This is a genomic window from Sulfuriflexus mobilis, from assembly GCF_003967195.1.
GTDB lineage: Bacteria > Pseudomonadota > Gammaproteobacteria > AKS1 > AKS1 > Sulfuriflexus > Sulfuriflexus mobilis.
In genome coordinates this window covers 1,039,604-1,063,194 of the sequence record NZ_AP018725.1, presented here as the reverse complement: position 1 = coordinate 1,063,194, position 23,591 = coordinate 1,039,604, and the positions used below count along the sequence as shown (strand labels likewise).

General features: G+C 50.7%; 24 protein-coding genes. 12 read left to right on the top strand and 12 right to left on the bottom strand.

Going from position 1 to position 23,591, the window contains the following annotated elements:
- Positions 1–8: 8 nt before the first annotated feature.
- Together gltX and EL386_RS05440 are read right to left on the bottom strand one after the other, a co-directional pair.
- Positions 9–1,424 carry a glutamate--tRNA ligase gene (gltX, locus tag EL386_RS05445; RefSeq protein ID WP_126454198.1) on the bottom strand — a complete coding sequence of 472 codons (1,416 nt, stop codon included), beginning with the start codon at positions 1,422–1,424 and terminating at the stop codon, positions 9–11.
- A gap of 118 nt (positions 1,425–1,542) precedes the next feature.
- Positions 1,543–1,806: a hypothetical protein gene (locus tag EL386_RS05440; RefSeq protein ID WP_126454196.1), complete on the bottom strand. Its 264-nt coding sequence runs from the start codon at positions 1,804–1,806 to the stop codon at positions 1,543–1,545.
- 535 nt (positions 1,807–2,341) lie between these two features.
- On the opposite strand from EL386_RS05440, the gene EL386_RS05435 reads away from it, so the two are divergent.
- Genes EL386_RS05435 through EL386_RS05410 form a run of 6 tightly spaced genes read left to right on the top strand, consistent with a single transcriptional unit; the run spans position 2,342 to position 9,000 of the window.
- Complete coding sequence (locus tag EL386_RS05435) at positions 2,342–3,304, top strand: AAA family ATPase (protein ID WP_126454195.1); 963 nt, start codon at positions 2,342–2,344, stop codon at positions 3,302–3,304.
- A 1-nt stretch (position 3,305) separates the two neighbouring features.
- Positions 3,306–4,283, top strand: a complete 978-nt coding sequence (locus tag EL386_RS05430) for a DUF58 domain-containing protein (RefSeq protein WP_126454193.1) — start codon at positions 3,306–3,308, stop codon at positions 4,281–4,283.
- Positions 4,284–4,287: 4 nt separating this feature from the next.
- A complete protein-coding gene (locus EL386_RS05425; protein ID WP_126454191.1) occupies positions 4,288–4,728 on the top strand; it encodes a DUF4381 family protein in 441 nt (146 codons plus the stop codon).
- Positions 4,725–5,756, top strand: a complete 1,032-nt coding sequence (locus EL386_RS05420; RefSeq protein ID WP_172597627.1) for a vWA domain-containing protein — start codon at positions 4,725–4,727, stop codon at positions 5,754–5,756. The genes EL386_RS05425 and EL386_RS05420 overlap by 4 nt, the downstream gene beginning before the upstream one ends.
- Positions 5,753–7,564, top strand: coding sequence for a VWA domain-containing protein (locus EL386_RS05415; RefSeq protein WP_126454186.1), 1,812 nt, complete (start codon positions 5,753–5,755; stop codon positions 7,562–7,564). Before EL386_RS05420 ends, EL386_RS05415 begins: the two co-directional genes overlap by 4 nt.
- Positions 7,558–9,000 carry a BatD family protein gene (locus EL386_RS05410; protein ID WP_126454184.1) on the top strand — a complete coding sequence of 481 codons (1,443 nt, stop codon included), beginning with the start codon at positions 7,558–7,560 and terminating at the stop codon, positions 8,998–9,000. The genes EL386_RS05415 and EL386_RS05410 overlap by 7 nt, the downstream gene beginning before the upstream one ends.
- Here EL386_RS05410 and EL386_RS05405 read toward each other — a convergent pair.
- The gene (locus EL386_RS05405; RefSeq protein ID WP_126454182.1) at positions 8,990–9,532 is read right to left on the bottom strand and encodes a PilZ domain-containing protein; all 543 of its coding nucleotides are present in this window, start codon (positions 9,530–9,532) and stop codon (positions 8,990–8,992) included. The two genes, EL386_RS05410 and EL386_RS05405, sit on opposite strands and share 11 nt — an antisense overlap.
- Positions 9,533–9,965: 433 nt before the next feature.
- On the opposite strand from EL386_RS05405, the gene EL386_RS05400 reads away from it, so the two are divergent.
- On the top strand, positions 9,966–10,235 hold the full coding sequence (locus EL386_RS05400) for a response regulator (protein ID WP_126454180.1): 270 nt from the start codon (positions 9,966–9,968) through the stop codon (positions 10,233–10,235).
- 234 nt (positions 10,236–10,469) lie between these two features.
- Here the strand turns inward: EL386_RS05400 and EL386_RS05395 are convergent, their stop codons facing one another.
- The 5 genes from EL386_RS05395 to EL386_RS05375 all read right to left on the bottom strand — a co-directional run bounded on the left by EL386_RS05395 (position 10,470) and on the right by EL386_RS05375 (position 16,048).
- Positions 10,470–12,143: a response regulator gene (locus EL386_RS05395; protein ID WP_126454178.1), complete on the bottom strand. Its 1,674-nt coding sequence runs from the start codon at positions 12,141–12,143 to the stop codon at positions 10,470–10,472.
- A 10-nt stretch (positions 12,144–12,153) separates the two neighbouring features.
- Complete coding sequence (locus EL386_RS05390; protein ID WP_126454176.1) at positions 12,154–12,459, bottom strand: STAS domain-containing protein; 306 nt, start codon at positions 12,457–12,459, stop codon at positions 12,154–12,156.
- A gap of 20 nt (positions 12,460–12,479) precedes the next feature.
- Positions 12,480–13,691, bottom strand: a complete 1,212-nt coding sequence (locus EL386_RS05385; RefSeq protein WP_126454174.1) for a methyl-accepting chemotaxis protein — start codon at positions 13,689–13,691, stop codon at positions 12,480–12,482.
- A 96-nt stretch (positions 13,692–13,787) separates the two neighbouring features.
- Positions 13,788–14,840, bottom strand: a complete 1,053-nt coding sequence (locus tag EL386_RS05380; RefSeq protein WP_172597626.1) for a hybrid sensor histidine kinase/response regulator — start codon at positions 14,838–14,840, stop codon at positions 13,788–13,790.
- A gap of 38 nt (positions 14,841–14,878) precedes the next feature.
- The gene (locus EL386_RS05375; RefSeq protein ID WP_126454169.1) at positions 14,879–16,048 is read right to left on the bottom strand and encodes a PAS domain-containing sensor histidine kinase; all 1,170 of its coding nucleotides are present in this window, start codon (positions 16,046–16,048) and stop codon (positions 14,879–14,881) included.
- Between the two features lie 541 nt (positions 16,049–16,589).
- Between EL386_RS05375 and EL386_RS05370 the strand changes: the two genes are divergently transcribed.
- Positions 16,590–17,006 carry a flagellar basal body-associated FliL family protein gene (locus EL386_RS05370; protein WP_126454167.1) on the top strand — a complete coding sequence of 139 codons (417 nt, stop codon included), beginning with the start codon at positions 16,590–16,592 and terminating at the stop codon, positions 17,004–17,006.
- Between the two features lie 3 nt (positions 17,007–17,009).
- On the top strand, positions 17,010–17,339 hold the full coding sequence (locus EL386_RS05365) for a hypothetical protein (protein ID WP_126454165.1): 330 nt from the start codon (positions 17,010–17,012) through the stop codon (positions 17,337–17,339).
- 1 nt (position 17,340) lies between these two features.
- On the opposite strand, the gene orn is transcribed toward EL386_RS05365, so the two are convergent.
- On the bottom strand, positions 17,341–17,886 hold the full coding sequence (orn, locus tag EL386_RS05360; RefSeq protein WP_126454163.1) for an oligoribonuclease: 546 nt from the start codon (positions 17,884–17,886) through the stop codon (positions 17,341–17,343).
- Positions 17,887–17,976: 90 nt separating this feature from the next.
- Here orn and EL386_RS05355 point away from each other — a divergent pair, with 90 nt between their 5' ends.
- Genes EL386_RS05355 through rsgA form a run of 3 tightly spaced genes read left to right on the top strand, consistent with a single transcriptional unit; the run spans position 17,977 to position 20,539 of the window.
- Positions 17,977–19,230 carry a M48 family metallopeptidase gene (locus EL386_RS05355; protein WP_126454161.1) on the top strand — a complete coding sequence of 418 codons (1,254 nt, stop codon included), beginning with the start codon at positions 17,977–17,979 and terminating at the stop codon, positions 19,228–19,230.
- Positions 19,230–19,559: a 4a-hydroxytetrahydrobiopterin dehydratase gene (locus EL386_RS05350; RefSeq protein WP_126454159.1), complete on the top strand. Its 330-nt coding sequence runs from the start codon at positions 19,230–19,232 to the stop codon at positions 19,557–19,559. The genes EL386_RS05355 and EL386_RS05350 overlap by 1 nt, the downstream gene beginning before the upstream one ends.
- Before the next feature lie 17 nt (positions 19,560–19,576).
- Positions 19,577–20,539 carry a small ribosomal subunit biogenesis GTPase RsgA gene (gene rsgA / locus EL386_RS05345; protein WP_126454157.1) on the top strand — a complete coding sequence of 321 codons (963 nt, stop codon included), beginning with the start codon at positions 19,577–19,579 and terminating at the stop codon, positions 20,537–20,539.
- Between the two features lie 305 nt (positions 20,540–20,844).
- Here rsgA and recR read toward each other — a convergent pair whose 3' ends face one another.
- Genes recR through dnaX form a run of 3 tightly spaced genes read right to left on the bottom strand, consistent with a single transcriptional unit; the run spans position 20,845 to position 23,460 of the window.
- Positions 20,845–21,441: a recombination mediator RecR gene (gene recR, locus EL386_RS05340; RefSeq protein WP_126454154.1), complete on the bottom strand. Its 597-nt coding sequence runs from the start codon at positions 21,439–21,441 to the stop codon at positions 20,845–20,847.
- Between the two features lie 12 nt (positions 21,442–21,453).
- Positions 21,454–21,777, bottom strand: a complete 324-nt coding sequence (locus tag EL386_RS05335; RefSeq protein WP_126454152.1) for a YbaB/EbfC family nucleoid-associated protein — start codon at positions 21,775–21,777, stop codon at positions 21,454–21,456.
- 33 nt (positions 21,778–21,810) lie between these two features.
- On the bottom strand, positions 21,811–23,460 hold the full coding sequence (gene dnaX / locus EL386_RS05330) for a DNA polymerase III subunit gamma/tau (protein ID WP_126454150.1): 1,650 nt from the start codon (positions 23,458–23,460) through the stop codon (positions 21,811–21,813).
- Between the last annotated feature and the right edge of the window lie 131 nt (positions 23,461–23,591).

The following is a 23,591-nucleotide window of genomic DNA, read 5'->3' as shown; positions in this document are numbered from 1 at the left end:
TCGTCTCTTTATTCTGCTGCTGCCACGCGCGCGTCAATATAAGCGATGGCCTTGTCGATACGTCGCAAGGTGGCCTCTTTACCGACCAACTGCAGGGTAATATCAATACTCGGCGACGACGCTCGACCAACCACTGCCACACGCAACGGCATGGCTACCTTACCCATATTCAATTCCAGTTCAGCCGATACCTCTTGCACAATATGATGTATGTGCTCGGCTTGCCAGTCACTCAGGGCTTCAAACTGTTCGCGAAGCTTGAGCAACGGCTCACGGGCACCGGCCTTGAGATTCTTGTTCGCTGACTTTTCATCATAGTCGTCAAAGTCTTTATAGAAAAAGGCACTTGTCTCAGCCATTTCTATCAGCGTGGTGGCACGCTCCTGTTGCGCCTGCACCACTTCACTCAGGCTCGGTCCCTCGGTCGGGTCTATGCCTAACTTGCCCATAAACGGACTTAACAGGTGGGCGATACGGGCCGGGTCATCACTCTTTATATAGTGCTGATTCAGCCACTCTAGTTTGTCGGTATTAAAGGCCGAGGCCGACTTGTTGACGTCTTCAATATCAAACAATTCGATCATTTTATCGATACTAAAGATTTCTTCATCACCGTGTGACCAGCCGAGTCGAACCAGGTGATTCAAGAGCGCCTCGGGCAGGATGCCTTCATCATGGTATTGCATGACACTGACCGCGCCATGACGTTTGGACAGGCGTGCGCCATCGTCACCGAGGATCATCGGCACGTGGGCATAAATCGGCGTTTCCGCACCCAGTGCCTTGAGGATATTGATTTGCCGCGGGGTGTTATTCAGGTGGTCATCACCACGAATGACGTGTGTGATCTGCATGTCCATGTCATCGACCACCACAGTCAGGTTATACGTCGGGCTGCCATCGGTGCGAGCGATAATGAGGTCATCCAATTCGCTATTACTGATCTCGACATTGCCGCGGACCAGGTCCTTGATGAAGACACTGCCCTCCTTCGGGTTCCTGAAGCGGATCACATGTGGTGCCGCCGGGTCTTGCGGTGCATGCTCGAGGCAGTGGCCGTCATAACGCGGTTTGACCTTGGCGGCCATCTGCCCCTCGCGCAAGGTATCAAGGCGTTCCTTGCTGCAATAACAACGGTAGGCGTGACCGGAGTCAAGCAGCTGTTGAATGACCTCCTTGTAGCGCTCAAAACGGTGGGTCTGGTAGAACGGCCCCTCGTCGTACTCCAGCCCCAGCCAGGTCATGCCCTCAAGGATGGCGTTAACCGACTCGGCGGTCGAGCGTTCCAGGTCGGTATCCTCAATACGCAGCACGAACTGGCCGCCGTGCTTACGCGCATACAACCAGGAGAACAGCGCGGTGCGGGCACCACCTACGTGCAGATAGCCGGTGGGGCTGGGGGCAAAACGGGTACGAACGGTCATATTTTCGGGGTCCGAAAAAGCAAAATCGGTGCTCATTCTACCAGCGACAATGGGTTGGCTGCAAAGCAGCCCAACTTATTCAAACTATGTCATTAGCTAATGATGTTTTGCAGCAAGCTTATTTCTTCTGATCACCCACATAGCCTTGCAGACCCGTATCTGTGTTTCCTATTGTAACCGCCGCATCCGCTGAGGTCTTGGCGGCGCTCGAACCGGTATTGATGGTTCCCACCAGTTCCTGCGCCACACCACCACCCTGGTTACGCGCATTCTTGCCGGACAACGAGTACACCGTGATCGCGGCGAGTGCGATGAGGCTAACAACGATGATGTATTCGGTCATACCCTGGCCGGTGATTTTTTTGCGTGGTGATTTGATCATGGTTCCCTCCATTCTATTGTTGTTTAATACGGTGGTCATGGTGATATAGAGAGGTACAAGAGCGGATAACAAGCCCCCAGCCCATTTGTTACCATTCTACCTTCGCTCTTATATAAGTAACATCAAACTTTCGGGTGATTTTTGTAGGTAATTTGCTGTATTTCGGAATCCCCATCATGCATTAGAAAATGCCTTGTCATGCGGTAATCTGACCCTTTCAGTACCCCTACTGCGAAAATATGAACAGCGAACATCATCCTGCCTATTCCCACACTTTATATAATTAACTCAGGATGACAGTCTCTTAGCCGGGCTTTTTAATTTTTATACCCACATTAACCCTGCTTATTATTGGGTCGTGTACGATACAGGCACCGAGCACGGCAAGATCCGTAGGGGCAAGGGTGGTAGTTGAACCTCGCGGCACTATGCTATCTTTACCGGCGAAGACTGTAGCAATAACCCCGCCGACCTCGGCTTTCGTATACTCGTCGAGATCGACCGTCACTAAACATAATAATAAACAGGTAACCCCATGAGTACTCAAAGCGAATTCCTGAGCCTGCGCCAACACCTTGAGCAGGTGATCGTTGGCCAGTCTGCCCTGCTCGATCGTCTCATGGTTGGCCTGTTAACCGGTGGCCACATCCTGCTGGAAGGTCCGCCTGGCCTGGCCAAGACCACGGCGGTAAATACACTCGCCAGTGGTGTCCACGCCAGCTTTCAGCGTATCCAGTTCACCCCCGACCTGATGCCCGGCGACCTGACCGGCACCGATATCTTTGACCCGAATGAGAGTGCCTTCCGCTTCGTCGCCGGCCCCGTATTTCATGAGATCGTGCTCGCCGATGAGATCAACCGCGCCCCACCCAAGGTGCAGTCGGCACTGCTCGAGGCCATGCAGGAACACCAGGTCACGGTCGGTGGCGTCACCCGCCCCTTGCCGGACCTGTTTATTGTCATGGCCACACAAAACCCGCTCGAGCAAAGTGGCACCTACCCTCTGCCCGAGGCACAACTGGATCGCTTCCTGTTACAGGTCAATCTCGATTACCCTACGGCCGATGAAGAACTCCTGATCCTGCAACGTGACCGCGCCCGACATTACGGTGTAGACAAGTCGGCACTGAACTCGCCACTGCACCCGGATACGGTACTCAAGGCGAGACGCGAGGTCGCCGAGATTCACGTCGATACCATGCTGGAACGTTACATCGTTAGTTTGGTCGCGGCGACGCGCAAACTCGAAGACTGGCAATCCGACTGGCAGGACTATCTCGTCGCCGGTGCCTCACCACGCGCCTCGATTGCACTATTGCGTGCCTCCAGTGCCATGGCCTACCTGCGGGGACGTGACCATGTCATCCCCGATGACATTATTGATATAGCCCCCGATGTGTTGCGTCACCGACTTATCCCCGGTTATGCAGCACGCGCTGCAGACGTAGACCGTGACACCATCATCAAGACCCTGCTCGAAAAAGTCCCCGTGCCCTGACATGTCGGCTGCACTGAATCTCCTGCAGGTTATCCATCGCATACTTCGTCATCTTGTTTTTCACGCGGCAGAACAGACGACCCATGCGCCCTTGCTTTCACAGGCGGACATCACCGCGCTAAGTTACCTGGCGGAAAGCCCGACGCCCGCCGAAGAACACCAACACGAGGTGGCGCACCGCCAATACGGCGATGCCCGTTCGGTCTACCGCGGCTTTGGCCTCGACTACGAAGAAAGCCGCCCTTACCAGGCGGGTGATGACCTGCGTTTTATGAACTGGCGTCTCTCGGCCCGCAGTGGCGAGCTGTTTATGAAGGTCTTTCGTGAAGAGAGAAAACCGTCTGTTTTCATTCTCCTCGATCGCAGCAGTTCCATGCGTTTTGGCAGCCAATGGCGTTTAAAGGTGACCCAGGCCGCCCGCGTTGCAACCTTGATCGCACTGCGCGCACAACACCAGAATACCCCCGTCTCCGGCGTGATTCTCAACCCGGACCCGCATTGGATACAGGAAAGCCGTAGCGGTGCCGATGCCTGGGCCTTTATTCATGCCGCAATAACCCCGTGCCCGCCTATAGATGAGGCGGGCACGGCTCCTGGGCCTGCGCATATTATTCGTCTCCTGCATGGCATGCTTGTGCAGGGCTCGGTCGTCTACCTGATTAGTGATTTTCATGACTACAGCGCGGCAGAACAACCGGCCCTGTTACAACTGGCGACCCAACACCGCGTCTGTGCCATTCGGATTACCGATGCCGCAGAACAACAATTGCCCGCGGCCGGCCAGTTGAATTTCAGTACAGGTGAAGACCAGCCGGTGCAGAGCATTGATACCAGCCAGGCGCGTACGCAAATGGAATACCGGCAGGCCTACGCCGAACATCGTCGTCGTCAGGAAGGGCTGTTTAACGGTGCCAATATCCCCTGCCTTGACCTGGGCAGCGATGATGATGACATCGCCCAACATCTGCCTATGTACTGAAACCATGAATAACACACGCGGAAAACTTGACGGTATTATCGATATCATCGCACCGACGCCACCCGTCGAGGCCGCCGTCGATGTCCTTTCCTGGCTGCTGCTTGGGCTGGTCATGCTCGCCGCCGTCGTCGCCTATCTCTGGTTCAGGCGGCCACGCCAACGCCTCCGTCGCGAACTCACTGCCCTGCATAATGCGGTTCGCCATAATGTCTTTGATGGCCGTGCCGCTGTCTACCGCTTGTCGGCGCTACTGCGACAGGCTTGTCATCGACAACAACTGCACGCACAGCAGCCCTTGCCTGACAAACTCCGGCACCAGCAGCTACGCTGGCAGGCATTTATGGAACAACTGGACCACTATCGCTATTCGCCCGACACCCTGTCGGCCAGTGACTTCCCGGCACTGGCCACAGAGGCCCAGTACTGGCTGAAGGTATGGCCATGAACATCGACAATCTTGTGCTGCAACAACCACAGTGGTTATGGCTGTTGCCGCTACTGCTGGCACTGCATGTCGCCTCCCGTGCCTATCGCCATGACCAAGGCAATGACCGACTCGAACAGGGCCTGACCACAGACCAGACCCGGGTCCGACACCCCTTGCAGAAACTTTTCAAGACACTGCCCTCAGCAGGCAGGGCACGTCCTTACCTTCATCAACTGCTGCTTTGGCCCGTGCTGGCCTGCCTGGTACTGGCGCTTGCTGAACCGCAACGTATTGGCGAGAAACGTCCTGACCCGCCACGGCAACGCGATATTGTCTTTATCGTCGATACCTCGGTGAGTATGACGCTGCGCGATTACCAGATAGATGGTGAACGTATCGACCGCATGAGCGTGATTCGTGCCATGCTCGATAACTTCATTGAACAACTCAAGGGCGACCGCGTATCCCTCATCGCCTTTGCCGATAGCGCCCATGTACTCGTGCCCCTCACCAGTGACCAGGCCCTGTTGCGACACATGCTGCCCAAGCTTCGACCCGGGATCGCCGGCCGCACCAATGCCATCGGCGAGGCCGTTGCCCTGGCCGTAAAGCAGGCTGCCCATAACAGACAAGGTAAACGCGTGCTGGTCCTGGTCAGCGATGCCGCCTTACCAACAGGCAGTATTACCCCGCAACAGGCTGCCGCGCTGGCCCACCGGGAAAAACTGCCGCTATATACCCTGGCGGTTGGGGCCGGCAGTTACGATGCCGAGGAACAACGCGTTACCGGGCTTATCTATCACCCGGCCAACCTGGCATTGCTGAAAGAGCTCGCGGCGATCACCGGGGCAAAAAGCTACCAGGCCGGAGACCAGGCAGCCCTGCAGGCGGCGATCAATGAGATCGAACAAATTGAAAAAAATACCCGGCCACAGCCGGCACGTTATTTTCATGAAGACCTCTATCACTGGCCCTTGCTGCTGGCCTTGCTGCTGCTCAGTGTTTATCAACTTGGCATATTGTTGCGGCAAAGGTTACTGGCATGAGTATCGACGCCCTCTACTGGCGTGAGCCACTCTGGCTGTTGCTGGCCGGGCAACCCCTGCTCATCTATTTACTGCGCCGTGCCATTGAAAAACACAGCCTGGGTCGTTATGCGAAGGCTTCGTTACATGCCTGGGTGGTGTCCAGCTCCGCACGTCGCGGGTCGTCACGTCTACTGAACCTGAATACACTCTACCTGCTGGCCTGGTTGTGCCTGGCAATTGCCGCGGCCGGTCCCCGGAGTATTGAGGCCCTCCCCGAGCAGGCGCTTGTCAGCGGTGTCGATATCATGGTCGTGGTCGATATCTCCCAGTCCATGCAGGCCGCGGATATCACCCCAAGTCGACTGGTGCGTGCACGACAAAAACTGCAGGCGCTTATCGACCGCCTGCAGCACGACCGCCTCGGCCTGATCGCCTACGCCGCCCAGCCTCACCTGCTGATGCCACTCACCCGCGACAAGGCCATCATGCAACACTTCGCCCAACTCGTGGATGGCTTGCGTCCCCCCAGTCAGGGCAGTCGCCCGGCGCTGGCGCTGCAACTGGCCGAACAACAACTAGCCCAACAAGCCATTGCCGGAGGGCGTGCCCAGGCGATCCTGTTGCTCAGTGATGGCGACAATAGTGAGACGCTCAACACTAACACCCCCGTCTTCGTCCTCGGTATGGGCAGTATCGAGGGCGAGGCCATACCCGACTATGCAGATGGCTGGATCGAAGTGGCCGAGCGTGCCGTGATCAGCCGGCTCGAGGAACGGGCCCTGCGAACGATTGCCGACAAGAGTGGTGGTGATTACCTTGCGGTGCAGAACAGTCATACCGATCTGGATAGTCTCTATAACAATGGCATCCTGCTATTAAACAAAGAACATGCCCTACTGGCCAACGACAAGGTGATCTGGCACGAGTGGTACCGGTATTTTCTCGTCCCGGGTATATTGTTATTATTTCTGTCCACGGCGAACCTGCGCCTGCGGCCCGCTGGTAAACTCGCTATCATCTTCCTGCTCGGCAACCTCCTGCCGGTAGCCCTGCAGACACCGTCGGCACAGGCCAACGATACGACACGCTCTGCCTACCAGGCATTTCAGGATGCCGACTACGACAAGGCCCAGTCCGCTTATCAGGCTGTAGAGGGTTTTCATGGCCGCTTTGGTGAAGGTGCCAGCGCCTACCGCCTGCAGGATAGCCTGCGCGCCATCCAGTCCTTCAAACAGGCCTTCCTCGCGGCAAAGAACGACGCACAACGCGCACAGGCACTGTATAACCTCGGTAACAGTTATTTCCAGCAAGGCGATTACGCCACGGCCATCGACAGTTACCGTGATGCCCTGTTATACAAGCCGGATTCGCCGGCAACACAAACCAACCTGCAGTTCAGCACGCAGGTACATCAAGGCGTGCAGCAACGGCTGGCCCGTCTGGAAAAATTGTTACGCCCGGGGCGCGGACCGAAACAGGCGCAGCCACAGCCCGATACGGCCACGGGTGATAACGCGGCCCTCTCTGTAGACGAGAGCAATGATGCCCTCGAGGCCGATGGCGAACAGATGCTCAACCTCACTGAAGTGGCAATACCGGAGACCCTGCTCCGTCGGGGACTGGCTTATGCGCAACTGGTCGATAAACGTCAGCGTGAAGACAGTGAAGGCGCAACTAACTATGACGACATCGACATTCAGTCAGTACAGCTGGATACAATTCAGGACAAACAGGGCGAACTATGGAATCGCCTGCTTGAGGTCGAGGAGGGTTTTCCTGCCCCCCTGCAACAACCGGTCAGCATACGGGGGATTCAGGCATGGTGAGGCGCTGGCTGTTTATTCTCATTTGCCAACTGCCCACTGTTTGCATGGCTGCACCGGGGCTGGAACTCCTTATTGACAAGACACAGGTGCAACTCGGTCATGCCCTGGAAGCCAGGCTGCACGGCAAGGGTATTGCGCAAAACCTCTCTACGCTGGACCTGTCGCCGCTGTCTGAGCAATTCGGTGTGATCGTCAGGGAATACTCCCACGACAAAGAAAACCGCGACAGTCAGCAGCAACTATTATTAGAACTTTATCCGCGTGCCGTGGGCCAGTTCACCTTACCTGTCTTGTCTCTCGCCACCTTCACCACGACACCGGCAAGCATTGAGGTCACGCCCGCGATGATTCAGGGCAAGCCCCTTGAACTTCAGTATCACGTTTCGAATCCCAGTCCCTGGCAACGCCAGCAGGTGCAGATAACGGCGAGCCTGCGCAGCCCGGATAAATTCTCCCGGCTTGAACTCGATGACATACGGATACCCGGTCTGGATGTCTTTCCCCTTACCCAGACCAAGACACAACAAGCCGGCCACAGTCTGTTAAAGACCGGTTGGCTGCTCTACCCACTGAACAGCGGTGAGCGGCGTCTGCACCTGCCCGCCATCCTTTATCGTTCGCAGGGGGTCGTTAAACGGCGCTTTTATCTACCCGAAATCCCCTTGCGCGTGAAGCCACTTCCCGAATACATCCCGCCGCTGATGCCCGTCGGCAAGGTCGATATCGAATCGAGTCTCGATGCTGACCTGCTGCTGACTACGGACAGTATGTATTTCTGGAATATCCATCTGGGTAGCCAGGTCCTCCGGGCTTCTTCCTTACCGGCCGTGTTGCGTCAAATCACGACAAACGGGCATGTCTCTTTCCATCGTGTCGAGACACAGCGACGCGATCACGCGACCGCCGACCAAATATATGCCGAGGCCTTGCACAAGGTCCCATTCAGCGTGAAACGATCCGGGCGGCTGCCATTACCGGTCATCCGCATTCAATACTTTGACCCGGAAAGTGGCAAGATTCATACGCTTGAACATCAGCCCCCTGCACGATGGGTACTGGCCTGGTACTGGCAAGTGTTGTTATTCACTATTGCCCTGTATGCCCTGTATCGGCTTGGCAGTTTTAGTTTCAGCAGGCTCGCCGCATTCAGACGACGCAGGCAACAATTTCAGCAAGCAATCACGCAACTCGAGTTATCTGAAAATTGCCAACAGATCCGTCAGACATTGAAACGCATTGCAGAGGTGGAAGGTTGGCCTGGTAATAGCAGTCTGCTTGCCTGGGCAGGCTACTGGAATCGACGTTACCAGCCCTCTTGCATGGCTAGTATCAATAAGCTCTCAGAGGCCTGCTATGCCAGGCGTCCATTAGCGGACTGTATGGAAGCCAGGGACGCACTTGTCGAGGTATTGCGACGCAAGAAACCTATTTCCTGATCAAGTCTCGATTAAAACGTAGCAGACTCGGGATGGTCCGTGTCGTCCCACAGGCAGTACAATTATACAAAGGCAATATCCCCTCCGGCCCCCCGTGCGCTTGTATGCCCTTGTAAATAAAAATCGCGTTTTCGCAACAGGCAGGGCAGATCATTTTTGCCTCCATGGGCACTGCCGGTTCACGTGTAACAGAAGAGAAATTTTCTGTAGCTGAGAGTTTCTCAACGCCGTGTGCCTGGTCGAGACTGAGACCAATACGGTAATGCCCCTTGTCTATCTGCCTGCACCAACACACCGTCGCCTGAAGTTTTTCATCACCCTGTTCATCGTCAGGGATAATAATATACAGGCGCTGTTCTGGTTTAATAGACTCAGTCACATCAAATGACATACCGGACAGGCTGATATCATTACATACTGCCTCCAGATAATGTTCTCCAATCATGTCCATCTTGCCACCAAGACAGGGAGAAAACAGTTTACTATGTAAGATACTGGGGTAGCGTATTTCCTTACGTCGTTCGTCTACCATCTAGCACTCTTTATATAAACTGCTGAAACGGCAAGCTATCAGGTCAGCGCGCTCGCTTACCCTTGTTGCCGCAGATCGGGGCACATATCCACACCGGGGCTTCGTCATACAATAATAACCTTTCAACTCGCATGTTAATTAAAGTCATGGCCTCGAGTGGCCTAGATGAAGTCTGGCACAATCTGTAAGAATTTATGCTGCTAATTCGATAATTCACAGTATTTAACCTCAAGCCAAGTTAATATTAACAACTATCAGTAACTAGGAAACCTAGATCCTGTGCGGTGAGAATGGTTATTAGCAAGAACTGGGGACATCGTCACGTAGCTATGAACACAGTTGATAAAAACAAAACCAATAAAAAACTGCGTTATATACGGGACAAGTTCTATGCTGGTCTGCCACAACGACTCGAAGAACTCTATTTCTTGGCATGCAACTCATCGAGGCTAATAAACCTGATCTGGTATTACTGGATATCAACCTTCCGGGAATTAACGGCTTTGAGGTCCTTCAGAGGCTACAGGCCAACCCTGACACCAACAATATTCCGGTGATTGCAATCAGCGCAAATGCCAGAGAGTCGGATATTGAAAAGGGCATCAACGCCGGTTTTAGCTACTATTTAACAAAACCCATCAATGTTAATCTACTCATGACCAGCATTAATGAAGTGCTTGGGATTGGAAAATATAGAGCATAAAGCCAGGATTGAATACATCTTCCCATCACCCTGGCCACCCGGCTGTTTACAGGCACCTGGTAATTTCCTGACCAGCCTGCATATTCCAGTAAAAAACCTCTATTGAGGATTGGTTTGATTTAACTCGGCAAGAAAACAACTCCGCAGAAGCATTTTATCAATCTGGATATAGACATGAACTCTATGCCCATTAGCCATGTTTGTAACAAATATTTTTACCCATATTTTTATTATTTAATATGACCACTCATAAACAGCAGTGGCCATATTTCCCTTATCATTATAAAATAGGTTTGAGCACATATTTTTCAGTAGTGGCACACCCCGGCCTGATGGTGACATATTGCTTGCCATATCTTCAGATACAGATGAAATATCAAAGCCATCGCCAGAATCTTCAATTTTTACTTCAAATCTGCCGCCATCAGCAGTCTTGCAATGCTTTATGTCAATATAAATACTCCCCTCTTCGAGAGACTTCAGACGAAGTTCGCGCTGCAAATAATACTCACCAAAGCCTGCCGGAGTCAGCTTCAAGGACGAATCTATCTTTAACAGTCCATGATCGAGAGCATTATTAAAAAGTTCACTGATTACGGTAAAGATTCTTTCCTTGTGGCCCAATGGCGCCTGCATACCCATAATCAGGTTCAGTAAGACCGGTACGGGATTAACTGAACGCAGGGAATGGGCACCCAATGTTACAGAAGACTGCCAGTCGGCCGGCTCAATACCTGGCTTTAAAACCTGGCCACTATCCATAGACCACGTATCTTTGGCCTTATCCAGGTCTACTTCAACCATCAAGAAACAACTCTTGTCGACGGGGAGTCGGCCATCCTCATCAAGCTTCTGTTTTATCTTATTTATATCAAGTTCTGAAAATTCAATACCTGCAATTACCTCATGAAACACTCGCTCGTTAATTTTATTATCTTCATTACGACCAATAAAGGGAGGATTATAAATATATATTTTTTCTTTGCCACTGATCTGATGGATATCCAGCCGCCGATGCATTTCCTCTTTCCCCAGAAACGGTGCAGAATAACCAATAGGCACAACCCCTTCCGAATCAGGCGATCGCATTACGACACTTGGCATACCTGAATTCCATACGCCCAGCGATGATCTTTGTTTATCTATTTCGATAAAGCAGAAATTATAATTAATCTCGTCCGGAATAACCGTCTTAAGCTTGTTATTGAGTTCATCAGCAATATCAGCAACAGAAAAACCTTTACTTGTCATACTCCAAAAGAGCTCGGATGTTGGGATCGCGCCGATTGCAGCAGACAATCCTTCGCCATTAAAACTTGCCATGACTATATGCACACCACCTGACGGCGTGTGAGCCGCCATAAATACCTCACCGTTAAATGACGCATCATTACTACTATAACTGTTAACAAACCCATGTTGTTCACCCCCAAGACTGAGGACACTGTTATAGATATGCCTTGCTATAGAAAGATCTGTTTCAATGCGCTGCTTATTTAAAGATAATTCCCGGTTATTATTATTAATGGTGTCATGCAGTATGCGTATCCTATCCAGCGCCAATATTTTTGCATTGATTTCTGCCTCATTGTAAGGTTTGGTAAGGTAATCATCTGCCCCCGCTTCAATTGCCTTCACCAGCGACTCGGTATCGGTCATTGCGGTCAGCATGATAATGGGAGTGAATGCATCACCGCACAGCTGCTTTATAGTCTTCGTGGCGGTATAACCATCCATGACTGGCATCATAATATCCATTAGTATCAGGTCTGGAGAGCTATCCGTGTAGGCCAATATAGCGGCCTTGCCATTCTCGGCCTCTATAACCTCATACCCAAATCTAACCAAAAGCTTTTTCAGCAAATGCCTGGATGAATCAGAGTCCTCTACAATCAGGATTCTTTTCATTGATACATCTTTATTCAAGATCAAACAGGGTGTGAAAATTTGCCATTTTCATAACATCAAATATTTCAGGAGTAGTCTTAATTATTTTTATTGGTGCTCCGCCGGCCCCGCATTTCTCCCTGAGTAACAGGAGCATACCTAATGCCGAACTGTCTATATTTGTCACCATTGCCATATCAATAATAATTTCAGCGGATTTGTTTGACAGCTCATGCAATATCGTTCTGAATTCAGCACTTTGATCGAAATTAAAATCGCCGCCAATAATTATGGAAGCCTTATCATCGGATTGATTGTAATTAACTGAAATTGTCATATTAATAGCTTTCTATGTGTTTAAAATAAGTCAACATCACCAGACGTCATTTTTTTCTGAGGTACGTCTGGACCTTTTGCCTGCTTAATTTGCTGTATGCCTTCCGAGCTGGCGCTGTTTATCCTTTCTGCTATTTGCTCTAGATCAGTGAAATCGCCGGAACAGGCACCCTCAAAACCTTCGCAAACCGACTTGATAAGCCTAATCCTATCGGTGATAAATTGTGATAACTGCACAACGATATCCTCAAACTGCAATGATCTAATTGCATTAGACACAGAAACATCGATGTCCCCAGCTATCTTCGACACATCCTGTATATGCGCACTTGATGCCGCTTGCAGTGTAAGCACCTTTTCAGTGAGACCTTCAACACGGCGCTTGGAATCAAGCACCTTTTTCATGTCTCTGGATGAAATTTCACTAATGGCATCCCTGGCAGACTTTATACCTATTGATGTTTCTTTTACCACATCGTTAATCTGGCTGCTAAATTTTTCTGAAGTTCTAGATAAATTCCGCACTTCATCCGCAACAACCGCAAAGCCCCGGCCTCCCTCTCCGGCACGTGCGGCCTCAATACTTGCATTTAAAGCGAGTAAATTTGTCTGATCAGAAATATTTTTCAGGTCCCCAAGCAAGCCTTCAATTGAACTGACGCTTTCACATATATCGTCAAGATTGTAAACAAGACGCATACTCTCCTTACCTGTTTCAACCACAATATCAATAAAATATCTCATCACAGTCTGTGTCTCTTCTATGAATGCATGCATAGATAGAGATTGACTGCTATCGTCATTGCCCATAAGGCTGTTCATGATTGTTTGCTGCTGTGCAGTGTGGCTACTTAGCTCAGTGAAACTTTCTGAAAGGAGATTTGATGCATCCTGAATTAAGATAATCATCCTGGCGATATCAGCATCAATATTATTGCTATCAGATGCTATTGTTGCAGACAGCAGTGCCATATCTTCTTTAACCTGTATGACCATACCTTCAATATTCGCCCTCTCCCCGGTCAGATGCTCATTTTCCACCTTTGCCTTAGTCAGACCTCTCTCATAGATAAAGACGAGAACGCTTATAATCAGAATTGATGACAGCAAATACCCCGATTTTTCCAGGAAATACACCGACAGCAACGTTAATACCAATAGCAAAAACACCAGCATTAGCCTTCGCAGCCGCCAGCGTTTCTCAAATAATGTATTTCCGTTACGTGTCTTCATAAAAAATAGGGTCTTTAGCTGATTTTTCCTTCTATCCTGCGATATATCGACACACTGCCCGGCAACATTACCCTCATGTTTACCTGCATATTAGTCTTATTGGATATGTTCCACAGGCAAGTGTACATTTATGATGAAACCGCCATCTTCAAGATTCCTTGCCGAGATCGCTCCATCATGCAATTCAACAATTCTTTTACATAATGCCAGACTTATTCCCAGTCCCTCCGTATGACTCAACAGGTCTTCCTTGTGGAAGGCACTAAATAAATTAATAAGTTCGTGTTCTGGCAGGCCTTTGCCTTGGTCTTTAACCTGTATTAGGCAATAGTCTGAATTCTGCTCATCCGGTAGTACACAAACACTTACTTCAGCATCTGTATAACGCAATGCATTATCGATTAGATATTCAAGCAATTTTTGCAACATCACAGGGTCGGCTTTAATCACATCATCACAATCATCTGAAAGTGTTACTCTCTTTAGTTGGCTTTCATTAAGGCCGAGGCTGGCCAGAGCAGTTTCATATGCCTCAAAAATACTGCAGGGTCTCTTGTCGATATCCTCCTGTGTTACCAGCCCTGAAAAAAACAGGATTTTCTCAATTTTTTTATGCAGCATATCTGCTGCGATATAGATATCCTGCAAGCCTGACCGCTTATCTTCATCTTCTTCCATTTTCACCAGCATCGACGCATTACCCATGATGATATTAAACGGAGTCCTTGTTTCGTGTGTAATCAAGGAGATAAAGGCTGTTTTTAATTCATCAACTTCTTCAGCAAACTTTAGCCTTGCATAAACACGAACTTTTGCCAGCAACTCCCCATCATCAAACGGCTTGACAACATAGTCATCAGCACCAGACTCATAACCAATGATACGGTCCTCAATCATTGACATACCGGAAACCAGAATCACTTTAATATTTTTGTTAGCTAAACTTGATTTAATTTTTTTACAAACTTCTATACCACTAATCCCCGGCATCATAATGTCAAGCAGGATAATATCCGGTCTGAACACCTCGACCACTGACAAGGCATGCTCGCCATCGATGGCATAGGACAAATCAAATTCGTCCCCAAGTATCTCCCTAAGGATCCTGACATTCCTTTCATCATCATCGACTATCAATACTTTTGTCATATAATTAAGCGCCTCAAATACCATCCATAAAACGATTTCTATTCCACATGCGCATGTTTATTTAATCTCTCCGTGGGTATAAATACACATACACAGGCGCCTCCACCTTCACGGTTATTCATTTCAAGTCTTCCGCCATGCCCGACCTCTATTATTTCCTTGCAGATAGGCAGGCCCAGCCCGGTCCCACCCGGTGTTTTGCTATTCGCATCACTCTGAATAAACGGATCAAATATCCTCACCAGATCGTCTTCTGGAACACCTTCACCCTCATCACAAATCTCAATTCCAACTCCTGCTCTCCCGGAATAATCAATATAAAAATCCACGTTTCCATTTTCGCCAGAAAACTTTATCGCATTTGAATAAATATTCCTGAAAACCTGTAGAATCCTGTTCGCATCTATTGATATCTTCTTTTCATTTCCCGTAATATGTATATTTGTACAAATATTTTTGTATCCGCAAATTATCTCCATCTCTCTTATAACCCGTCCCAAAATATCCACAATGTTCTTTTCGCCATAGGAATATGCCATCTTCCCCGATTTCAACTTTGATAAATCGAGTAGGTCATTTAATATCTTTAGCAGCGTTTCTGCGCTCTCATGGATCTCCGAAAGGAAGCTTTTTATCTTTTCTTGTGGCAAGACATCTATCTTCTTTAGCGCAATAGACGAAAAACTCAGCACCCCATGCAGGGGTGTCCTTAACTCATGAGACATGTTGGCCAGAAAGCTGGACATGGCCTTTTCGGCAGACAGTGCCGTATCTCGCGCAGTCACCAGGTCTTCTGTCTGAACCCTTATCATCATTTCGAGATGATCTTTGTAAGACTCCAACTCGATTTCAATTTTCTTTCTTTCTTCAATATTATGTATAACAGCCGTTGCATACTCATCATTAGCAACACGTATCGATATCTCGGCAAGAAACACCTCCCCGTCCTTCTTTTTTATTAACACCTCAATTACCTTGTCAAGCTTGTTATCCTCAGCATTGCATGACAGGTAGTTTTTAACATCCTCCTTTGATAATTTTTTTTGTATATCACATAAGCCTAACTCACAGAGTTCAGCCTCACTATAACCCAGCGTCTCATACGCAGATTTACTCGCACTAACAATTCTCATACTGTTTCTGGATAGCAGTAAAACGCCATCTGTTGCATAATCAAGTGCGATCTTCATCAGGGCGATATCATCCATAGGAAACCTTATCCATATACTCTCAATCTAATAAACCCCTTACACATGCATGCCGTCTGATGAATGTTCACCACATTATATTTTTTTGCTCTTTAGTCTCAATTTTACACTAGACCAGTTGTTTGCCCCGATAAAGGCAATACATACATATTTATTGAATGTTTACATTCAGTAATTTTGCGGAATGGAGTAAAAAAACCCCGGCTGAGGGCGGGTTATATTTTCGGTGTCTCTCACAGAATAATGGGGAAATGAAATACCCTGAACACTCACTGTTCACCGATGATATCGTCCTTACACTGTGATACCTTAAATTGTTATTATTTGCATTCCCGGCTTATCCCAACTTATTGTTATTTATGCAATAATTGTCTGTATTTTTGCCGTCTGTCTGAACAGCGTTTTGCCATGCTATTATTATGTTTATCAAGGTGGCATGCTCTATTCCTTACTCGTGATAGATACATTTAGGCCACCTATCCGGGAAAAGCCTTAAGGCTTGCCTTTTGGCTGCCGATACAATAACAATGATAACGTCCGAATGATGATAATGATTATGTACAGAAACCTTCTCGCCCTGTTCCTATTATTTCTATTCACAACACCGCTCTATGCCTCAAGCGGCGGCTCTTCAAGCTCGGCGTCACCGTACCTGTCATTCCAGGCACCGTTTGTTGTAAATATCACAGATAAAGGTCGTATGCGGTTTTTACAGGTGGCTGTTCAGCTCAAACTGGCCGACCCGAATCAGGGTGCAGAATTACTTGCCCATGAACATGCACTGCGGCACTATCTGATTATGTTACTCAGCGACCAGGAAGCCAGTAAGCTCTACTCGGTAGCCGGAAAAGAAGCGCTGCGTAAATCGGCTTTGCAGGAAATAAAAAAAGCCATAAAGGAACATGCTAATCACGTACAGATTGAAGATATCTTTTTTACCAGTTTCATTATCCAATAAGCCATGCACTACGCCATTGTCATTAACCTGGATTACGCCAGTTACCCTGAGGAGAGCTGCAAGGCACTCTGGCAGGAAATTCGACTACGTATGATGGAGGCTGGATTCCGCTGTGATGGCAGAATTTTTACCATCCGCCGAGATGAGGTTGAGGCCTGCCAACTGGCCCGTGATGTTATTGAAAACATCGAGCAGCATATGGACTATCACAATAAGCGTATATTTCGCTATATAAAGGAATTCTACGGCTTTGACATGAGCTGCACGACCAACCTGCTACTGCCTGCCGATGACAGTATTCTCCTTGAAGATAACCTCGAACAGGATGCCTGAGTCAAACCTTCAGGAAGTGCTCCCGGTAATACTGTAACTCCGCGATCGAATCCCGAACATCGTCCATCGCCAGGTGGGAAGACGTCTTTGAGTGTCCCTTGTAAACCTCGGGTGCCCAGCGTCGAGCCAGTTCCTTGAGGGAGCTTACATCGAGATTGCGGTAGTGAAAATAGGCCTCCAGCTCCGGCATCAGGCGTGCCATAAAACGGCGGTCCTGGCAGATGCTATTACCACACATCGGTGACGCCCCTTTCGGCACATACTGGCCGATAAATTCCAGCGTCTCACGTTCGGCGTCAGCCGCGCTCAGCTGGCTGTTTTTAACCCGCTCAGTCAGGCCGGACTGGCCATGTTGCCGTGTATTCCAGTCATCCATGCCTGCCAGCACTGTGTCATCGACGTGGATGGCGCAAATCGGACCTTCCGCGAGTGTATTCAGATCTTTATCGGTGACGATAGTGGCGATCTCGATAATGAGGTCATTGAAGGTATCCAGCCCGGTCATTTCCAGGTCGATCCAGATAAGGTTATTCACGTCTTGCGGCATGCAATACTCCGGGCAGTTAACGGCTTGTTTTAATTAAGCGTTAAGGCTACCCTGCCTGCACAGTTTGCGCAAATTCCGGAACCAGAATCCATGAATGAAACCAGCTTTCTTAGCCTCTTCCTCATCGTCCTCGGCCTGTCGACCCTCGTCCAGTGGTGGCTGAGTCTGCGTCACAGCCGCTTCGTGGCTACACACCGCGGCAAGGTCCCCGAGGCCTTTGCTGCGCGTATCCCACTGTCGGCGCATGAAAAGGCCGCTGATTACACCCTCGCCAAGACTGTCCTTGAACGTATCGAAATCGTCATTGGAGTAGTCCTGTTACTGGCCTGGACACTCGGTGGCGGACTTAATGCACTGGATGGGTTGTGGGCCTCCTTCGGCCTGTCGCACTTATGGACAGGGACCGGCTTCCTTATCAGCCTGTTTGTGCTGATGGCCATACTCGATATCCCCATGGGCCTGTATCGTACTTTCATCCTTGAGGCGAAGTTCGGCTTTAACCGCACCACGCCTGCAACCTTCGTTTCTGATCAAGCCAAGCAATTTTTACTGTTATTGCTTATCGGTCTGCCACTGGCCATGCTGGTCCTCTGGCTGATGGAAAACATGGGCCAGTACTGGTGGCTGTGGGTCTGGGCGGTCTGGACCGGTTTTGGCCTGCTCATGATGTGGGCCTACCCGGCCTTTATCGCGCCACTGTTTAACAAATTCAAACCGCTCGACAACGAGGCATTGCGCGAACGTATCCAGAGCCTGCTCCGTCGTTGTGGCTTTACCAGTAATGGTATCTTTGTCGTCGATGGTTCACGCCGTTCCGGACACGGCAACGCCTACTTCACCGGCCTGGGCCGGAACAAGCGCATTGTCTTCTTTGATACCCTGCTCGACAGCCTCAGTCCCACGGAAATCGAGGCCGTGCTCGCTCATGAACTCGGCCATTTCCATCACAGGCATATCCTCAAGCGCATTGTCACCATGACCCTGTTCAGCCTCGCCGGGCTGGCCCTGCTCGGCTGGCTCATCGAGCAACCCTGGTTCTTCACCGCACTCGGCATGCAGCAGTCCAGCCTGCACGGTGCGCTGGCCCTGTTCCTCATGGTGATCCCGGTATTCACCTTCTTCCTGCATCCGCTCATGGCCTGGTCATCGCGCAAACACGAGTTCGAGGCGGATGCCTTCGCCGCCACGGTCAGTAGCGCCGAGGAACTGGTCAAGGCACTGGTCAAACTTTATGAAGAAAATGCCAACACCCTGACCCCTGACCCGCTGTATTCCGCCTTCCATGACAGTCACCCACCGGCACCGATCCGTGTCGCCCACCTTAATAGCAAGGTGACCGTCTAATGCCCAGACTTGAGCAACGGCATTGCAGCCATGCCACCACACTCCTGGCTACAGAGCAGGTGCAAGATTACCTGCTGCAAGTTCACGACTGGCAAGTGGCCGACGCTGGCAAATCCATTCATCGCCGCTACCGATTCAAAAATTACGAACAAACCCTGGCCTTTGTGAAGGCCGTGGCAAAAATCGCCGACACACAGGACCATCACCCGGATATCTGCTTCGGTTATAATTACTGCGAGGTCCATTACAGCACGCATTCGGTTGGTGGCTTGTCTGAAAACGATTTTATTTGCGCGGCGAGAATTGATGCGCTGTCCGCTAACACATAGTCTTTATTGCTTTACGTATGGCAAAAAAAACCCTCAGCCAACAACAGGCACGTCGTATCCAGAAAAAGCAACAGGATGTACTGGATGAGAAAAACCAGGAACAGTCCGGCATAGTCATCAGCCAGTATGGGCAAACACTCGAAATAGAGACCCACGCCGCTGAGCACAGGCGCTGCAAGCAACGTAAAAACCTTGGCCCGATCGTGCCCGGTGATCGCATTCGCTTTACCGGCGAGCATAATGACAACAGTGTCATCGTTGCCGTCGAACCCCGGCAAAGTCTGCTGGCCCGCCCCGACAACCGTGGCCGACAGAAGGCCATTGCCGCCAACCTCGATCGCATTTTCATCATTACCGCCATTAAGCCGGAACTGAATGAAGGCCTGATAGACCGCTACCTGGTCGCCGCCGAGTCGCTCGACATTACGCCAATTATTGTCCTCAACAAGATCGACCTGGCCAATGCCAAGACGCAGCCGATACTCCGGGCACGCATGCGCATCTATGAACAACTCGGCTATACCGTTATCTATACCAGCGCCAGACAGGAACATGGGCTTGACGAGTTACTCGATACTTTAAAAGACCACGCCAGTATTCTCGTCGGGCAGTCCGGTGTCGGCAAATCATCATTGATTAATGCCCTGCTACCTGAAGTCAATGCCGAAGTTAAAGAAATATCAGAGTCCACTGGTAAGGGCATGCATACCACCAGCGCCTCGCGCCTTTATCACTTACCCAATGGTGGTGATCTCATCGATTCTCCCGGGGTGAGGGAGTTTGGTCTATGGGAAGTCAGCCCCGAGGAACTGGCCGAGGGTTTTATCGAGTTTCGACCCTACCTAGGTCGGTGCAAGTTCAATGACTGCCAGCACGAAGGCCAACCGGGATGTGCCATACAACAGGCAATCGACGAGGGGAAAATCAGCAGACAGCGTTTTGAAAGCTACCGGCGTATACTGGCGTCGCTGGCTGGTTAGTACATTCGTAACTTTTGCGTCTAACAAGTTTTTAAAAAATATTCTTACCGCAAAGGACGCGAAGTAACGCTAAGGAAAACAAAAGCCTTTATATACGTAAAAACCCCTTGTCATACTGGCGCGACCAGAACATCGTTCAGTAAGTACTTGATGATCATCGAAGATGATCTAAGTGAAGGCCAGTATCCAGAGATGTTAGCAAGCCGGGTAGTCTGGATTCCGACCTGCGCCGGAATGACGGAGTAGGTCTTAAGCTTAGCGTTACTTCGTGAACTTTGCGGTTAACAGTCTTTTCTGAACCTGGCCTAGATGCGTTGACGGCCTGAGAAGGCATGAAACAGGGTCTGGCCATCGACATATTCAAGCTCGCCACCTAGTGGCACACCATGGGCAATACGGCTGGCGGCGATATGCCTGGCCTGTGCCATATCGGCAATATAGTGGGCAGTCGCTTCACCCTCGACAGTGGAGTTAGTGGCAATAATCAGTTCACTGATCTCACCCTTATCAAGACGCAGGGCCAGTTCATCCAGACCAATGTCCTCCGGGCCTATTCCGTCCAGTGGTGACAAGTGCCCCATTAAGACAAAATACAGCCCCTTGTAACTCGCTACCTGTTCAATGGCGTGGGCATCGGCCGGACTTTCCACAATACAGACAACGGCATGATCGCGACGTTCATCGGCACACAAGCGGCACAATGTTGTTTCACTAAAAGTATGACAGGACTGGCAATGGCCTACTTCCTCTGCGGCCCTTTGCAGTGACACGGCCAAGTGCCTAGCCCCCTCACGGTCGCGCTCCAGCAAATGATAAGCCATGCGCTGGGCACTCTTTGGCCCAACGCTCGGCAGACAACGCAGTGCCTCAATTAGTTGCTGGATAAGGGGGCTATGTGACACGATGGCAGGTATTTAGAAAGGTAACTTCATACCCGGTGGCAACTGCATACCGCCCATCATACCGGCCATTTTTTCCTGTGAGGTCTTTTCCACTTGTTGTACGGCATCATTCACTGCCGCCGCAACCAGGTCTTCAAGCATATCCTTGTCTTCAGTCAGCAGGCTGTCATCAATACTGACGCGCTTAACGTCGTGACGACCGTTCATGATCACACTAACCATGCCGCCACCGGCTTTACCGGTGACTTCCATCTCCGCCAGTTCTGCCTGCGCCTTTTGCATGTTTTCCTGCATCTTCTGCGCCTGCTTCATCATATTGCCGATTCCGCCTTTCATCTCACTACCTCTTCGAAATTTATTTAGCTTAATTTAATCAATCGGTTTTACCGAGCCTGTCTGCACGCTGGCACCGAAACGTTCCTGCAGGGACTGCACGATACTGTCACCGGCGATAGTCGTTTCAGCCTGTTGCTGACGTTCATCCCTGGCCCGTGCTTGTTGTTGTGCCGGGGTATCCTGTACTTGCACACCCACCTCGATAGTCAGACGTGTTTGCTTGCCAAACACTGCCTGCAGCGCCTCTTGTATGCGTGATTCAAACTTGTCGTTGTGCAATTGCGCGTGTTCACTACTCAAACTGAGATTAAAACAGTTCGCCTTACGACTGCGCAAACAACAATTCACCGCCAACTGATGTTCAAAGCCACCCAGGTTCAGGGATTCAACGATACTTGCCCAATCCCCGGTGTCGGCAGGCACTGAGTATGCCGGCCTCGCCGCAGCTTCACTCACCTGGGAAACCGGTGGGCTAACATCGACAACCGCCTCACTCGTTGCTATTGTTTCAACGGCGGCAGCCGCAGCTGCAGGACGCTTCAAGACGGGTTTAATAATTTTTTTTTCAGCCTGTCTCGCCGGTGCTGACTCACCTTCCTCAACCGGCCGGAAGGCCAGCATACGCAACATGAGCATCTCAAAACCACCACGCAGATCCGGTGACAAGTTCAAGTCTCGTCGGCCCAGTAAAGCAACCTGGTAATAAAGCTGTATATCTTCAGCACTAAACTGCCCGGCAAGGCGTAATACCGTGTCCTTATCACCCATCGTGTCATCGACCGCCTCCGGCACAACCTGGGCAATGGCCATGCGTTGTAACATGCTCAGCACATCGGCCAGCGCGGCCTCATAGTTCACGGTCTGCTCTGACATCCGCTGCACACACTCCAGCAGTGCGGTGGCATCGTCCACCGCCAGGGCATCGAGCAGATCGACGACATAGTGCTGGCCGATCACGCCGAGCATGGTACACACATCATCATCTTTGAGATCACCACCGCCATAGGCAATCGCCTGGTCGAGCAGGCTCAGGGCATCACGCATACTACCCTGTGCGGCACGGGCCAGTTGCTGCAAGGCTGCCGGCTCAAACGGCACCCCTTCCTCACCTATAATATGGGCCAGGTGGTCACGGATGGGTTCCTGGGCCAGGCTCTTCAGGTTGAATTGCAGACAACGCGAGAGGATGGTCACCGGCAGCTTTTGCGGGTCGGTGGTGGCGAGCAGAAACTTTACGTGCGGCGGGGGTTCCTCCAGCGTCTTCAGCAGGGCGTTGAAGCTGTGGTTGGAGAACATGTGTACCTCATCGATGAGGTAGACCTTGTAACGGCCACGTGTCGGCGCGTATTGCACATTATCGAGCAGCTCGCGAGTCTCATCGACCTTGGTCCGCGAGGCGGCATCGACCTCGATCAGGTCCACAAAGCGTCCTTCATCGACCTCACGGCAGGTCGCGCACTCACCACAGGGACTGGAACTCACCCCCTGTTCGCAGTTCAGGGACTTGGCGAGGATGCGGGCGATGGTGGTCTTGCCCACCCCGCGGGTACCGGTAAACAAGTAGGCATGGTGCAGACGATCATTGTCGAGGGCATTAATGAGTGCCCGCAGCACATGCTGCTGACCAACCATTTCCTCGAATTTGCGGGGGCGCCACTTGCGCGCCAACACCTGATAACTCATTCAAACCATCCGACAATTTTTGACTCATTTGCCCGATATCCGGACTGTGAGCCGCTAGCATACCGCAGTTAGTGTCCCTCGGCATCCCCGGCACGGTCGCCGGGCGGGCACTAGCTAACTGATTTATATAT

Coding starts and splice junctions, on each gene's coding strand:
- EL386_RS05420 (WP_172597627.1), top strand. CDS start 4,725: ATGAACATCGACAATCTTGTGCTGCAACAACCACAGTGGTTATGGCTG.
- EL386_RS05380 (WP_172597626.1), bottom strand. CDS start 14,840: ATGACAAAAGTATTGATAGTCGATGATGATGAAAGGAATGTCAGGATC.
- EL386_RS05410 (WP_126454184.1), top strand. CDS start 7,558: ATGGTGAGGCGCTGGCTGTTTATTCTCATTTGCCAACTGCCCACTGTT.
- rsgA (WP_126454157.1), top strand. CDS start 19,577: ATGGCAAAAAAAACCCTCAGCCAACAACAGGCACGTCGTATCCAGAAA.
- dnaX (WP_126454150.1), bottom strand. CDS start 23,460: ATGAGTTATCAGGTGTTGGCGCGCAAGTGGCGCCCCCGCAAATTCGAG.
- EL386_RS05440 (WP_126454196.1), bottom strand. CDS start 1,806: ATGATCAAATCACCACGCAAAAAAATCACCGGCCAGGGTATGACCGAA.
- orn (WP_126454163.1), bottom strand. CDS start 17,886: ATGCCGCAAGACGTGAATAACCTTATCTGGATCGACCTGGAAATGACC.
- EL386_RS05425 (WP_126454191.1), top strand. CDS start 4,288: ATGAATAACACACGCGGAAAACTTGACGGTATTATCGATATCATCGCA.
- EL386_RS05385 (WP_126454174.1), bottom strand. CDS start 13,691: ATGAAGACACGTAACGGAAATACATTATTTGAGAAACGCTGGCGGCTG.
- EL386_RS05350 (WP_126454159.1), top strand. CDS start 19,230: ATGCCCAGACTTGAGCAACGGCATTGCAGCCATGCCACCACACTCCTG.
- EL386_RS05390 (WP_126454176.1), bottom strand. CDS start 12,459: ATGACAATTTCAGTTAATTACAATCAATCCGATGATAAGGCTTCCATA.
- EL386_RS05370 (WP_126454167.1), top strand. CDS start 16,590: ATGATGATAATGATTATGTACAGAAACCTTCTCGCCCTGTTCCTATTA.
- EL386_RS05375 (WP_126454169.1), bottom strand. CDS start 16,048: ATGGATGATATCGCCCTGATGAAGATCGCACTTGATTATGCAACAGAT.
- EL386_RS05430 (WP_126454193.1), top strand. CDS start 3,306: ATGTCGGCTGCACTGAATCTCCTGCAGGTTATCCATCGCATACTTCGT.
- EL386_RS05355 (WP_126454161.1), top strand. CDS start 17,977: ATGAATGAAACCAGCTTTCTTAGCCTCTTCCTCATCGTCCTCGGCCTG.
- EL386_RS05335 (WP_126454152.1), bottom strand. CDS start 21,777: ATGAAAGGCGGAATCGGCAATATGATGAAGCAGGCGCAGAAGATGCAG.
- EL386_RS05365 (WP_126454165.1), top strand. CDS start 17,010: ATGCACTACGCCATTGTCATTAACCTGGATTACGCCAGTTACCCTGAG.
- gltX (WP_126454198.1), bottom strand. CDS start 1,424: ATGACCGTTCGTACCCGTTTTGCCCCCAGCCCCACCGGCTATCTGCAC.
- EL386_RS05400 (WP_126454180.1), top strand. CDS start 9,966: ATGCAACTCATCGAGGCTAATAAACCTGATCTGGTATTACTGGATATC.
- EL386_RS05405 (WP_126454182.1), bottom strand. CDS start 9,532: ATGGTAGACGAACGACGTAAGGAAATACGCTACCCCAGTATCTTACAT.
- EL386_RS05435 (WP_126454195.1), top strand. CDS start 2,342: ATGAGTACTCAAAGCGAATTCCTGAGCCTGCGCCAACACCTTGAGCAG.
- EL386_RS05415 (WP_126454186.1), top strand. CDS start 5,753: ATGAGTATCGACGCCCTCTACTGGCGTGAGCCACTCTGGCTGTTGCTG.
- EL386_RS05395 (WP_126454178.1), bottom strand. CDS start 12,143: ATGAAAAGAATCCTGATTGTAGAGGACTCTGATTCATCCAGGCATTTG.